Here is a 13,179-nt window from a genome sequence, read left to right as displayed (position 1 = left end):
GTGGTGGAGCGAGGCCGCCGGGGTGTACCCGACATCCCACCCGGTCTGTCGGTTGCCAGGGGGGCGCTGTTACCCGCGCCGGGGCAAGTACGGGGAAATTCCCCTAATCGGTGTGAAGCCCCTAATGGGGGCGCCCCGGATGAACTAGGTATTTGCCCCGTTTTCTGTAACGACCGGCGGACCTAGCGTGAAAGACATTCCGACGACAACGGATCGGGCATTCCCGCCCACGATCTGGATGGAGCTGATCTCGATGACACCCAACGCGATTCTGGAGTTCATCCTCAACCTGCTGCGCGACCGCGAGGCCGCCGCGACCTACTGCGCCAACCCGTGCGGCGCGCTGGCCGCGGCAGGGCTGGAGGTGACCCCGGAGGATATTTCCGCCGTCGCCCCCATGGTGGCGGAATCCGCGCTGGTCCAGGGCGGCTCCCAGCTCCAGGCGATCGTGGCGGCGGGCGCCGCGGCGGGCACGAGCGCCGCCCTCGCCTCCACGGCGACCGCGGCCGCCGCCGTCACCGCGGCGACCGCCGCCGACGCCCAGCTCGGCGTCGGCCTCGATGTCGGCCTGGGCGCCGCGGCCTCCGTCATCGCCGACGCCGCCGCCGACATCGGCGCGAGCATCGGCGGCGCAGTCTCCGCCGTCACCGGCGCGAACGTCGACCTGAACGCCGACATCACCGCAGGCATAGACGCCGCGGCTGACATCGCCGCCGGCCTCAACGGCACCATCGGCGCAGGCCTCGGCGGCGCTCTGACCGGCGCGGTAGGCGCCGGTGCCGACTTGGCCGCCGGCCTGGGCGGCGCCCTGAACGGTGCGGTCGGCGCGGGCGCTGATGTAGCTGCCGGTCTCGGTGGTGCTTTGAATGGTGCGGTTGGTGCGGGCGCTGATGTCGCCGCCGGCCTCGGTGGTGCTTTGAATGGTGCGGTTGGTGCGGGCGCCGATGTCGCCGCCGGCCTCGGTGGCGCCCTGAACGGCACGGTTGGCGCGGGCGCTGACCTCGCCGCTGGTCTGGGCGGTGCCCTGAACGGCGCAATCGACGCGGGTACCGACCTCACCGCCGGTCTCGGCGGCGCCTTGGACGGTGCCGCGAATATCGGAACTGGTCTGGAAGGTGCGCTGAACGGCGCGGTTGGTGCGGGTGCCGGCCTCGGTGCTGGTCTGGGTGGTGCCTTGGACGGTGCCGCGAATATCGGAACGGGTCTGGAAGGTGCGCTGAACGGCGCGGTTGGTGCGGGTGCCGGCCTCGGTGCTGGTCTGGGTGGTGCCTTGGACGGTGCCGCGAATATCGGAACGGGTCTGGAAGGTGCGCTGAACGGCGCGGTTGGTGCGGGTGCCGGCCTCGGTGCTGGTCTGGGTGGTGCCTTGGACGGTGCGGCCAATATCGGAACCGGCCTGGAAGGCGCGATCGGCGGAGCCGGCGACCTGACGGCAGGCGTGGGCGGCGCCCTCGATGGCGCCGCTGACCTGGGCGCAGGTCTCGACGGTGCGCTCTCCGGCGCGGTTGGCGCAGGCGGCGATCTCACAGCGGGCCTCGGCGGCGTCGTGGACGGTGCGGTAGGCGCAGGCACCGAGGTCGGCGCCGGTCTCGAGGGTGCCCTCTCGGGCGCCGTCGGCGGAGCGGGTGACCTGACGGCTGGCTTGGGCGGCGCCCTCGATGGCGCCGCTGACCTGGGCGCAGGTCTCGACGGTGCGCTCTCCGGCGCGGTTGGCGCAGGCACCGAGGTCGGCGCCGGTCTCGAGGGTGCCCTCTCGGGCGCCGTCGGCGGAGCCGGCGACCTGACGGCAGGCTTGGGCGGCGCACTCGACGGCGCCGCCGATCTCGGCGCCGGTCTCGACGGTGCCCTCTCGGGTGCGATCGGCGGAGCCGGCGACCTGACCGCGGGCGTGGGTGGCGCCCTCGACGGTGCGGCCGACCTCGGCGCCGGCCTCGATGGTGCGCTGTCGGGTGCCGTGGGCGCCGGTGGCGACCTCGCGACGGGCCTGGACGGCGCCCTGACCGGTGCCGTCGGAGCGGGTGGTGATCTCACCGCCGGTGTCGGTGGCGCGCTGGATGGTGCGGTTGGCGCTGGTACCGAGCTTGGCGCGGGTCTCGATGGCGCCTTGACGGGTGCGATCGGTGGAGCCGGCGACCTGGGCGGCGCGCTGGACGGCGCGGCCGGCATCGGCGCCGGGCTCGATGGCGCGCTGTCGGGTGCGCTCGATGGCGCCGCTGATATCGGAGCGGGCCTCGATGGTGCGCTGGGCGTCGGCGGCGACCTGGCAGCGGGTCTCGACGGTGCACTCACCGGCGCGGTGGGCGCCGACGGTGGCCTCGCGACCGGTCTGGACGGTGCGGTCGGTGCGGGCTTGGAAAGTGGCCTCAACGGTGCCGTCGGTGCCGGCGGTGGTCTCGCGACCGGCCTGGACGGCGCGATCGGTGGCGCGGGTGATCTGACCGCTGGTCTGGGTGGTGCGTTGGACGGTGCGGTCGGTGCCGGTGGCGACCTCGCGGCAGGCCTGGATGGCGCGATCGGTGGCGCCGGTGATCTGACCGCCGGACTGGGTGGTGCGTTGGACGGTGCGGCTGAGGCCGGTGCCGGTCTCGACGGTGCGCTCTCCGGCGCGGCAGGCGTCGGTGGTGATCTTTCGGCCGGGCTGGACGGTGCGCTGACCGGTGCGGTCGGTGCCGGTGCTGATCTGACGACCGGTTTGGAAGGTGCGGTGGGCGCGGGTCTCGAGACCGGGCTCGGTGAGGCTGCCGGTGTCGGCGGTGATCTGGCGGGTGGTCTGGACGCCGTTGCCGGCGCGGGCATCGGGCTCGGTGGCACCTTGGCCGGAGCCGCCGGAGCTTCCGGTGACCTCGCCGCTGGAGTTGACGGCGCGCTGACCGGCGCTGCCGAGGCAGGAGCCGGTCTGGGCGGCGCGGTGGCGGGTGCCGCTGACGCGACCGCCGGCCTCGGTGGAGCGCTGACCGGTGCTGCCGAGGCGGGTGCCGGTCTGGGCGGTGCTGTGAGTGGTACCGCTGACGCGACCGCAGGCCTTGGTGGCGCGCTGACCGGCGCGGCCGACGCAACTGCTGGCCTTGGTGGCGCGCTGACCGGCGCGGCCGACACTGCTGCCGGGCTTGGTGGCGCGCTGACCGGTGCCGCTGACGCGACCGCCGGACTGACAGGTGCCGTTGACGCGACCGCCGGTCTCGGCGGCGCACTCACCGGTGCGGCCGACACCGCCGCAGGCCTGGACGGCGCCGTATCGGCCGCGACTGGCGCGACCGCGCAGGTCGGCACCGGCCTCGACGCCGCGATCGGCGCGAGTTCCGACATCGCAGGCAGCGTCGACGGGGCCGCGGGGCTCGCCACGGATCTCACCACCGGTGTGGGTGGACAACTCGGTGGCGGACTGGCCGCGGGGGTGAGCGGCGCGACCACGGCGGCGGCCGGGCTCGGTGCGGCGGCCACCACGGGTGCGCAGCTCGCCGGTGGGCTCGGTGCGGCGGCGACGACCACGGCGATCACCGGGCTCGACGGTGTGGCGGGCGCGGGTGCCGAGCTCGGGACCGGTCTGGAGACCGGGTTCGGCGGTGCCGCATCGGCGGGTACCGGCCTGATCGGTGGGCTGACCGGCGGCGGCGATCTCGGCGGGACGCTCACCGGCGGCGGCAGCGCCGAGGTGTCGACCGGACTGGAGACGGCACTGTCGTCCACGACGGGCATCGGACTGGACGCCGCGGGCGCCCTCGGCACGGATCTGTCCGGCACGGTCACCTCGGGTGCCCAGGCCGGGTTGGGTGCGGCGGCCGAGGCGGGCGCGGGTCTGACCGGTGGCCTGCAGACCGGCCTGAACGGCTTCGCCGACGCGGACACCACTGCCTCCGGCGGCGCGCAAGCAGCGGTGAGCGGACTCGCGGAAACCGGTGCGGGCCTGGCCGGTTCGGCCGCGGGCAGCGCGCAGGCGGGCCTGTCCGGCGCCGTCGACGCGGGCACCGGCCTGGAGACCGGCCTCGGCGGCTTCGGCGACGCCGCCCTCACCGGCGCGGCCTCCGGCGGCACCGAGCTCGCGGGCACCCTCGGCACGACGGTCGACGGCGCCGCCTCGGGCGCCTTCGGCACGACGGTCGACGGCGCCACCTCGGGCACCTTCGGCTCGGCAGTCGACGGCTCCGGCACCCTCGGCACGACGGTCGACGGCACCACTTCGAGCACCATCGGCGCGGCAGGCACCACCTCCAGCACCCTCGGCACAACAGTCGACGCCACCACCTCGAGCACCATCGGCGGCGCCGCTTCGACAACCGCCACCGGCGACATCGCGGGCACCACCCAGGGCACCGTCTCCACCGCGGCCGACACCTGGTCCTCGGTCGACGTGTCGAGCGCGTTCGGCTCCGGCCTGCACGGCTCGAGCCTGGGCGGAGGCGAGGCGTCGCTGTTCGGCGAGTCGAGTACTGTCGCCGAGACCGGTGCGGACACGCACACCGACGGACTGTTCCACTAGCGAAACGGGCTCTGCGATGGGGACTCTCGCACCGAACGCGGTGCCGCTGACGACGGTGTTGTCCGACACCGTCGCGGCGGCCCGCGCCGCGGGCCGTGACGATCTGGTCGGCCGGCTGGAGACGGTCGCCGAACGGGTGCGCGATCCGCGGCATCGCATCGTCGTGACCGGCCAGCTCGGTCAGGGCAAGAGCCGGTTCGTGAACGCGCTGCTGGGCCTGGACGTGTGCCCGGTCGGCGACGACCTGACCACGGTGCTCCCGCTGCAACTGTCCTACGGCGCCCGGCAGCGGGCGTATCTGGTGCTCGCCGTCCCCGGCGCCGACGAGGCGCGGGTGGAGATCCCCTTCGACGAGCTCGGCGCGATCGAGCCGCGCAGCCCGCTGGCCCAGGGCAGGCAGATCGTGCGGATCGAGGCCGAACTGCCGAATCAGCTGCTGGCCGACGGTGTGGTCCTCATCGACAGTCCGGGCGTCGGTGGTCACGGAAGTGCCAGCGCCGCCGGGGTTCTCGGCCTGGCCGCGGCGGCCGACGCGGTGCTGGTGCTCACCGACGCCTCGACCGAACTCACCGATCCGGAGCTCACGTTCGTCCGCCAGATTCGCGAACTGTGCCCCACCGTGGCGGTGCTGCTCTCCAAGACGGATCTGTATCCGCACTGGCAGCGGGTGCTCGAGGCGGACCGGGAGCACCTGGCCCGCGCGGACATCGATGTCACGCTGATCCCGGTGTCGGCCCTGTTGCGCGCGCACGCCCTGCGCCTGCAGGACGCGCAGCTGGGCCTGGAATCGGGTTTCGGCGTGCTGTTCGGCTTCCTGCGTGACCGGGTCGTCGCCCGCGACCAGGTCGCGACCCGGCTGGCCGTGGGCCGCGAGTTGGCTTCGGCGGCCGAACATCTCGCGCTCGCGCTGGGCAGCGAGCTCGTCGCGCTGCGCGATCCGGCGGCGGGTTCGGCGGCGGTCACCGAACTCCAGGTGGCCCGCGCGGCCGCCGAGGACTTGCAGCGCCGCACCGCGAGCTGGCAGCAGACGCTGGCCGACGGCATCACCGACCTGGTCAGCGATGTCGACCACGACCTGCGTGACCGGCTGCGCGCCGTCGCCCGCACCGGTCAGGAATGGATCGACGAGCACGATCCGGGTCGGCACTGGGGCGCCATCGCCGAGTGGCTGTCCGGCTCGGTCGACACCGCCCTCGGCGACAACCTGCTGCTCACCCATCGCCGCGCCGAACTGCTCGCCGAACGCATCGCGACCCATTTCGCCGAGGTCGGCGCCGTCGAGCTGCCCGAGGTGCACGCCGGGATGGACGACGAGCGCACCCTCACCGGCTCGGGTTCCCTGGCCGACCTCGAACCGGACATCGGTTTCACCAGCAAGGTGCTGGTCGGCATGCGCGGTTCCTACGGTGGCGTGCTGATGATCGGCCTGGCCACCACCTTCGCCGGACTGGCGATGCTGAACCCGATCTCGCTCGGCGCCGGCCTCATCGTCGGCGGCAAGGCCTACCGCGACGACAAGACCGCCCGCCTGGCCCGACGCCGGATCGAGGCCAACGCCGAGGTCCGCCGCTTCCTCGACGACCTGGCCTTCCAGGCCGCCAAGGACACCAAGGACCGCCTGCACCGCATCCACCGCGCGCTGCGGGATCACTTCGCCGGGGTGGCCGAACGCAGCCTGCGCTCGATCGACGCGTCGCTGCGGGCGGCGCAGGAGGCGGCGACGATGGCCGCGACGCATCGGGCCGAGCGCACGGCGGTTCTCGAACGCCAGCTGAACGCGGTCGCCGAGCTGCGCCGCTACGCGGATTCCATGCAGGTCGAACCGGGACGGGCCGACGGTACGGTATCTGGGTGACCCACCGTTTCGACACCGCCGCGCCCGGCGGCCAGACCGCTCCCAGGATCCTGGCCGAGGCGCATGAACTGGTCGGCGCGGCGGCGCGGATGTCCGGCCGCGACGAGTACGTCCGGCACCTGCTGGCCGAATGTGAGTACCGCTTGCGGGAGCCGCTGCGCGTCGCGCTGGCGGGCTCGATCAAGGCGGGCAAGTCGACGTTGCTGAACGCCCTGGTCGGCCAGGCTGTCGCCCCGACCGACGCGACGGAATGCACCCGGGTGGTCACCTGGTATCGCGACGCCGCGACCCCCGCCGTCACCGCCTACGCGGCCGACGGCTCGCGCGCCAATGTCGTCGTGCGACGCGGCGGCGGAGCGCACGGCCTCACGTTCGACCTGAGCACCCTGGCCTGGGATTCCTACGGCCCGCGCGAGGTGGATCACCTGGAGGTGGGCTGGCCGTCGGAGGCGCTGGCCCAGACCACGATCATCGATACGCCCGGCACGTCGTCGCTGTCGCGCGAGGTGTCGCTGCGCACCGCGCGCCTGCTCACCCCGGCCGACGCCGAGGGCGACGCGCCGCCGTCGGGTGTCTCGGTGCCCGGCGCCGACGCGGTGGTCTACCTGCTGCGCCGCCTCGACGCCACCGACGTGCGTTTCCTGGAGCAGATCGGCGCCGCCGCCGGTGGCGCCGGGCCACTGGGGGTGATCGCCGTGGTGTCGCGCGCCGACGAGATCGGCGCGGGCCGGATCGACGCCCTGCACTCGGCGCGCGATGTCGCGACCAGGTTCACCACCGAGCTGGAGCGAACCGGCCTGTGCCAGGCGGTGATTCCGGTGGCGGGCCTGCTGGCCTTCGCGGCGTCGACGCTGCGGCAGCCGGAGTTCGCGGCGTTCGAGGCGCTGTCCACCGTGCCTGCGGAGGATCTCGGCGTCGCGCTGCTGTCGGCGGACCGGTTCGCCCGCGCTGACATCGCGCTCCCGGTCGACCCCGAACTGCGCGCGCAGCTCGCGGACCGGTTCGGCCTGTTCGGAATTCGCATGGCCACCATGCTGATCCGGCTCGGCGTCCGCGACTCCGCCTCGCTGGCCGCCGAACTCGCGGCGCGCAGCGGCATCGAGGAACTGCGCTCGGTGCTCGAGGTGCAATTCGGCCAGCGCGCCGAGGAATTGAAGGCGCATTCGGCGCTGAGCACCCTGGCCCGGATCCTCACCGCGTATCCGGGGACCGCGGCCGATCAGCTGCTGCCCCGGGTGCGGGCCCGGCTCGCCGACGTGCACGGGTTCACCGAGTTGCGCATTCTCGGCAAGCTGCGGACCGACGAATTGGCGCTGCCCGCACCGGTACTCGCCGATCTGCACCGCATCCTCGGCGGCGCGGGCGTCGCGGCGCATCTGCGGCTCGGCCTGCCCGCCGACGTCGACCTGGGCGCCGTGCGGGCGACGGCGGTCGCGGCCGTGCGCACCTGGCGCACGCGCGCCGCGCATCCGCTGGCCGACCAGGCCACCGCCACCGCCTGCCGCGCCGCCGCCCGCAGCGCCGAGGGCATCCTGGCCGAGCTGCCGCGCTGACCGGCTAGGTCCGCAGCACCGGCACGACCTCCTCGGCGAGGTACTGCTCGATATCGCGGCCGCGCCGTTCCGCCTGGATCACCGTGGTGCCCTGGGCGGTCGCCCAGGTGGTCAGCGCGGTCCGCGAATCGGGTTCGACGCCACCGCCGAGTACCAGCAGCCGGACCGTTTCCCGTTCGAGAATGGCCCGTGCCTGGTCGTCGGTGGTGGTGCCGAGCACCCGGTAGCCGAGGTGGTCGACGTAGTTCACGGCCGCGTCGACGACGTGCTGTCCCCGGCCGACGGCGAGCAGATCAACGGTGTACATGGCTTCCTCCTGACGAGAAGCGGATGGGCGCACGGTCTTCCGCGCGCCCACCCGGGGTTCATACTGTGACGATTTCCGGTTCGGCGATCGGCCGCGGTTCCAGCTTGGCCTCCTTCGGTAGCGCGAAGAATCCGAGGCACACCAGGAACAGGACTCCCATCCCGTAGAACAGCGTGTACCGGAAGGTTTCGGCGAAGTTCACGGCGTTCGCCTCGGCTCCCGCGTCCGCGAGCAGTCGCGAGACCTCCTCGCCGCCCGGCTGGTCTGCGGGCATCCGGCAGCTCGCGGGCAGCGCGGTCGGATCGTCCTGGGCCGACCGGTCCCGCACGCACGCCCCGAACCCGGCGATGATCTGGTCCTGCACCGAGACCGGAACTCCCGCGACGGCCAGTTCGGCGCGCAGCTGCGGCGTCACCGCCTCGACTCCCCGGCCCGAGCCGTGGTCGAGCGCGGCGAAGAACAGCACCCCGACCAGCGCGACGCCGAGCGCGGTGCCCAGCTGCTGGCCGGTGTTGAGCAGCCCGGACGCCGAACCGGCCTCGCGCAGCGGCACCTGTCCGAGCAGCAGGTCGATGGTCGGCGCCACCACCATGCCGAAGCCCGCCCCGGTGACCAGCAGCGGCAACACCATCTGCCAGGAGGTGAACTCGCTGCCGTAGCGCACCGCCATGGCGCCGTAGAGCGCGAACCCGGCGGCGTTGACCAGCGCGCCTGCGATCAGCACCCGGCGACCGAAGCGCGCCGCCAGCACGCCCACCGAAACACCGGCGCCCACACCGGCTCCCACCGCGAAGAACACCGCGGTGAGCCCGGCCCGCATCGGCGTCCAGCCGAGTCCGGCCTGCATGAACAGCGTCCACACCAGGAAGAACCCGCCCATGCCGAGCCAGAACAGCAGCCACGACCCGAGGCCGACGGCGAACGGCCGGGACCGGAACAGGTCCAGATCGACCAGCGGCGACTTCCCGGCCCGCGCCAGCCCGCGCTCGTAGACGAGGAACACGGCGAACACCGCGGCGGCGGCCGCCATCATCGCGAAGATCCAGGCGGGCCAGCCGAGCCGGCGGCCCTCGGCCAGCGGGAACACCAGCAGCAGCACCGCGGCGACGGCGAGCACCATGCCGACCGGGTCGAGTCTCGGCGCGGCCGGCGACTTCGAATCCGACATCACGAAGTACGCGGCGACGAAGGCGACGATGCCGACGGGGATGTTCACCAGGAAGATCGGCCGCCAACCCAGTCCGAACAGATCGGCCTGCACCAGGATCCCGCCGAGGGCGAGCCCGACCGCCGACGCCGAGCCGCCGACCCCGCTGTACACGGCGATCGCCTTGGCGCGCTCCTCCTTGGGGAAGGTGGTCTGGATGATGGCCAGGATCTGCGGCACCATCAGCCCGCCCATCGCGCCCTGCGCGAAGCGGGCCGCGATCAGCATGTTCGGGTCGGTGGCCAGGCCGCATGCCGCCGAGGCGAGGGTGAAGCCGGCCATGCCGACGAGGAAGACGCGTTTGCGTCCGTAGATGTCGCCGAGCCGTCCGCCGGTGATGAGGACGGCGGCGAAGGCGAGGACATAGGCGGCGATGATCCATTCGATCTGCGAGTACTCGGCCCGCAGGTCGTTCTGGATGCTCGGTACCGCCACGTTCACGATGGTCACGTCGAGCAGGTCCATGAACCCGGCGGCGAGGATCACCGCGAAGGCGATCCAGCGGCGCGGGTCCGCGGAGTTGGTGGTTGGAGTCACCTCTCAAACTATGCACCTCAAGTGATAATCACACAAGAGTGCAATCACCGGTCGTGCGTGAGTGGGTATCCTCGACCCGTGACCGATGACGCCGCCCCGCTGTCCGCCCACCCCGCCTTCCTCCTCGGCCAGCTGGGCTTCCACACCGCGTACCGGTTCGCCGACCTGCTCGCGCCGCTGGGCATCAAGCCCCGGCATTTCGGCATGCTCAAGCTGTTGAGCCAGCACGACGGCCGCACGCAGCAGGAGCTGGGCGAGGCCCTCGACATCCACCGCAACGTGATGGTCTCCCTGGTCGACGATCTCGAGTCCCGCGGCCTGGTGGAACGCCGCCGCCACCCCACCGACCGCCGCGCCCACGCCCTCTACCTGCTCCCCGCCGCCCACGCCCTGCTGACCCAGGCCGAATCCGCGGTCGAGACCCTCGACGCCGACCTCCTCGCGGCCCTCACCCCCGAGGACCGCGCCACCTTCCTCGACCTCCTCCAGCGCACCGCCGCCGCCAACGGCCTGCGCCCCGGCATCCACCCCGGCCTCACCCGCTGACCCGGCGCCGCCGCGCGGTCTCGGCGCGGTCACGAAGTGGCATCAGCCGGTGCGGTTGAGCGTGGGGGTGGCAAGAATGGCGGCCGGGTCGGGAAAGTTTTTTCCGCGGTGGGGAATGAATCGCCGCAGGTGCTGGTTGTGTGGATCAACGATGTTGAGCGTGTGTGACTCAAGTCTGGGTTGACTCCCGGGAGAGCTCGAGGGCAGGATTGAGCCCACCGCGCTCAGCGTTGCTGAGACTGTTGCCCCAAGTACTGTCAAACAGGAGGAACCACTATGGCTCGTGCGGTCGGAATCGACCTCGGGACCACGAACTCGGTCGTCAGCGTTCTCGAAGGTGGCGAGCCGGTCGTCGTCGCCAACTCGGAAGGCTCGCGCACCACCCCTTCGATCGTCGCGTTCGCGAAGAACGGTGAGGTCCTCGTCGGCCAGCCGGCGAAGAACCAGGCCGTCACCAACGTCGACCGCACCATCCGCTCGGTCAAGCGCCACATCGGCACCGACTGGAACGTCGAGATCGACGACAAGAAGTACACCCCGCAGGAAATCTCCGCGCGCACGCTGATGAAGCTGAAGCGCGACGCCGAGGCCTACCTCGGTGAGGAGATCACCGACGCGGTCATCACCGTCCCCGCCTACTTCGAGGACGCCCAGCGCCAGGCCACCAAGGAAGCCGGCCAGATCGCCGGCCTGAACGTGCTGCGCATCGTCAACGAGCCCACCGCCGCCGCGCTGGCGTACGGCTTGGACAAGGGCGACAAAGAGCAGACCATCCTGGTCTTCGACCTCGGTGGCGGTACCTTCGACGTCTCGCTGCTGGAGATCGGTGAGGGCGTCGTCGAGGTCCGCGCGACCTCCGGTGACAACCACCTCGGTGGCGACGACTGGGACGAGCGCGTCGTCGCGTGGCTGGTCGACAAGTTCAAGGCGTCCTCGGGCATCGACCTGACCAAGGACAAGATGGCCATGCAGCGTCTGCGCGAGGCCGCCGAGAAGGCGAAGATCGAGCTGTCGTCGAGCCAGTCGACCTCCATCAACCTGCCCTACATCACCGTCGACGCGGACAAGAACCCGCTGTTCCTCGACGAGCAGCTGACCCGCGCCGAGTTCCAGAAGATCACCTCCGATCTGCTGGACCGCACCCGCGCGCCGTTCCAGTCCGTCATCAAGGACGCCGGCATCAACGTGGCCGACATCGACCACGTCGTGCTCGTCGGTGGCTCCACCCGTATGCCCGCCGTCTCCGAGCTGGTCAAGGAGCTGACCGGCGGCCGTGAGCCGAACAAGGGCGTGAACCCGGACGAGGTCGTCGCCGTCGGCGCCGCCCTGCAGGCCGGTGTGCTCAAGGGTGAGGTCAAGGACGTCCTGCTGCTCGATGTCACCCCGCTGTCGCTGGGCATCGAGACCAAGGGTGGCGTGATGACCAAGCTCATCGAGCGCAACACCACCATCCCGACCAAGCGCTCGGAGACCTTCACCACGGCCGACGACAACCAGCCGTCGGTGCAGATCCAGGTGTTCCAGGGTGAGCGCGAGATCGCCTCGCACAACAAGCTGCTCGGCTCCTTCGAGCTGACCGGCCTGCCCCCGGCCCCGCGCGGCGTGCCGCAGATCGAGGTCACCTTCGACATCGACGCCAACGGCATCGTCCACGTCACCGCGAAGGACAAGGGCACCGGCAAGGAGAACAAGATCAAGATCCAGGACGGCTCCGGCCTGTCCAAGGAAGAGATCGACCGCATGGTCAAGGACGCCGAGGCGCACGCCGCCGAGGACAAGGCCCGCCGCGAGGAGGCCGAGACCCGCAACCAGGCCGAGTCGCTCGTGCACCAGACCGAGAAGTTCATCAAGGACAACGAGGACAAGGTGCCCGCGGACGTGAAGTCCAAGGTGGAGGAGGCCATCGCCGAGGCCAACACCGCGCTGGCAGGCACCGACATCGCGGCCGTGAAGACCGCGGTGGAGAAGCTGGCCACCGAGTCGCAGGCCCTGGGTCAGGCGCTCTACGAGTCGCAGGCCGCCGACGCCGCCGCGAGCGGCAACGGCACCGCGCCCGCGGACGACGACGGTGTCGTCGATGCCGAGGTCGTCGACGAGCCGGTCGACACGGAGAAGAAGTGACCGAGGCCAACTCCGAACAGGAGCTGATCGAAGACATCGTCGAGGACACCGATTCCGCCGCCGCGGCGGCGGAATCGCCCGACGGCGAGGCCGAGGCGCCGGTCAGCGACGAGCTGGCCGAGCGCACCGCCGACCTGCAGCGGTTGACCGCGGAATACGCGAACTACCGCCGCCGGGTGGAGCGGGATCGTCAGGCGAACATCGACGCGGCCAAGGCCGCGGTGGTGACCGAGCTGCTCGGTGTGCTCGACGATCTGGACCGGGCCAGGGCGCACGGCGACCTGGAGACCGGCCCGCTCAAGTCCGTCGCCGACAAGCTCGAGACCGCGCTCACCAAGCAGGGTCTCGTCGAGTTCGGCGCGGTCGGCGAGGCGTTCGACCCGACGCTGCACGAGGCCGTGCAGCACGAGGGCTCGGGTGCCGATCCGGTCATCGGTCTGGTGATGCGCAAGGGCTATCGGTTCGGCGACCGGGTGCTTCGGCACGCGCTGGTCGGGGTAACCGATGCCGAGGCCGTGGGGGCATCGGATTCGGATGCCGACGGCGACAACCAATAAGAACGCGAGAGGAGGAGAT

The 13,179-nt window shown here is 71.9% G+C and carries 8 protein-coding genes and 1 pseudogene; 7 read left to right on the top strand and 2 right to left on the bottom strand.

The genetic code is table 11. The features are described from left to right. Window positions 1–238: 238 nt before the first annotated feature. From EL493_RS33810 to EL493_RS01995, 4 genes and pseudogenes are all read left to right on the top strand, one after another. Window positions 239–349 (top strand): annotated as a pseudogene (locus EL493_RS33810) (hypothetical protein); the annotation flags it as partial. A gap of 3,009 nt (window positions 350–3,358) precedes the next feature. Beyond that, the gene (locus tag EL493_RS32845; protein WP_126405518.1) at window positions 3,359–4,477 is read left to right on the top strand and encodes a hypothetical protein; all 1,119 of its coding nucleotides are present in this window, start codon (window positions 3,359–3,361) and stop codon (window positions 4,475–4,477) included. 16 nt (window positions 4,478–4,493) lie between these two features. Beyond that, complete coding sequence (locus tag EL493_RS02000) at window positions 4,494–6,332, top strand: dynamin family protein (protein WP_019049774.1); 1,839 nt, start codon at window positions 4,494–4,496, stop codon at window positions 6,330–6,332. Window positions 6,333–6,421: 89 nt separating this feature from the next. Next, a complete protein-coding gene (locus tag EL493_RS01995; RefSeq protein WP_051719454.1) occupies window positions 6,422–7,885 on the top strand; it encodes a dynamin family protein in 1,464 nt (487 codons plus the stop codon). A 4-nt stretch (window positions 7,886–7,889) separates the two neighbouring features. On the opposite strand, the gene EL493_RS01990 is transcribed toward EL493_RS01995, so the two are convergent. Both EL493_RS01990 and EL493_RS01985 read right to left on the bottom strand, forming a co-directional pair. Beyond that, window positions 7,890–8,192, bottom strand: a complete 303-nt coding sequence (locus tag EL493_RS01990) for a hypothetical protein (RefSeq protein WP_019049772.1) — start codon at window positions 8,190–8,192, stop codon at window positions 7,890–7,892. Between the two features lie 58 nt (window positions 8,193–8,250). Further along, window positions 8,251–9,936, bottom strand: coding sequence for an MFS transporter (locus EL493_RS01985; RefSeq protein WP_019049771.1), 1,686 nt, complete (start codon window positions 9,934–9,936; stop codon window positions 8,251–8,253). 78 nt (window positions 9,937–10,014) lie between these two features. On the opposite strand from EL493_RS01985, the gene EL493_RS01980 reads away from it, so the two are divergent. The 3 genes from EL493_RS01980 (at window position 10,015) to grpE (ending at window position 13,160) form a co-directional block, all read left to right on the top strand. Beyond that, window positions 10,015–10,482: a MarR family winged helix-turn-helix transcriptional regulator gene (locus EL493_RS01980; protein ID WP_019049770.1), complete on the top strand. Its 468-nt coding sequence runs from the start codon at window positions 10,015–10,017 to the stop codon at window positions 10,480–10,482. 276 nt (window positions 10,483–10,758) lie between these two features. Beyond that, on the top strand, window positions 10,759–12,603 hold the full coding sequence (gene dnaK / locus EL493_RS01975; protein ID WP_019049769.1) for a molecular chaperone DnaK: 1,845 nt from the start codon (window positions 10,759–10,761) through the stop codon (window positions 12,601–12,603). Continuing rightward, window positions 12,600–13,160: a nucleotide exchange factor GrpE gene (grpE, locus tag EL493_RS01970; protein ID WP_019049768.1), complete on the top strand. Its 561-nt coding sequence runs from the start codon at window positions 12,600–12,602 to the stop codon at window positions 13,158–13,160. Before dnaK ends, grpE begins: the two co-directional genes overlap by 4 nt. Window positions 13,161–13,179: the final 19 nt, after the last annotated feature.

The organism is Nocardia asteroides (assembly GCF_900637185.1).
Lineage (GTDB): Bacteria > Actinomycetota > Actinomycetes > Mycobacteriales > Mycobacteriaceae > Nocardia > Nocardia asteroides.
Note: the sequence above shows the minus strand (reverse complement) of the source record. Positions and strands in the feature narration are given on the sequence as shown.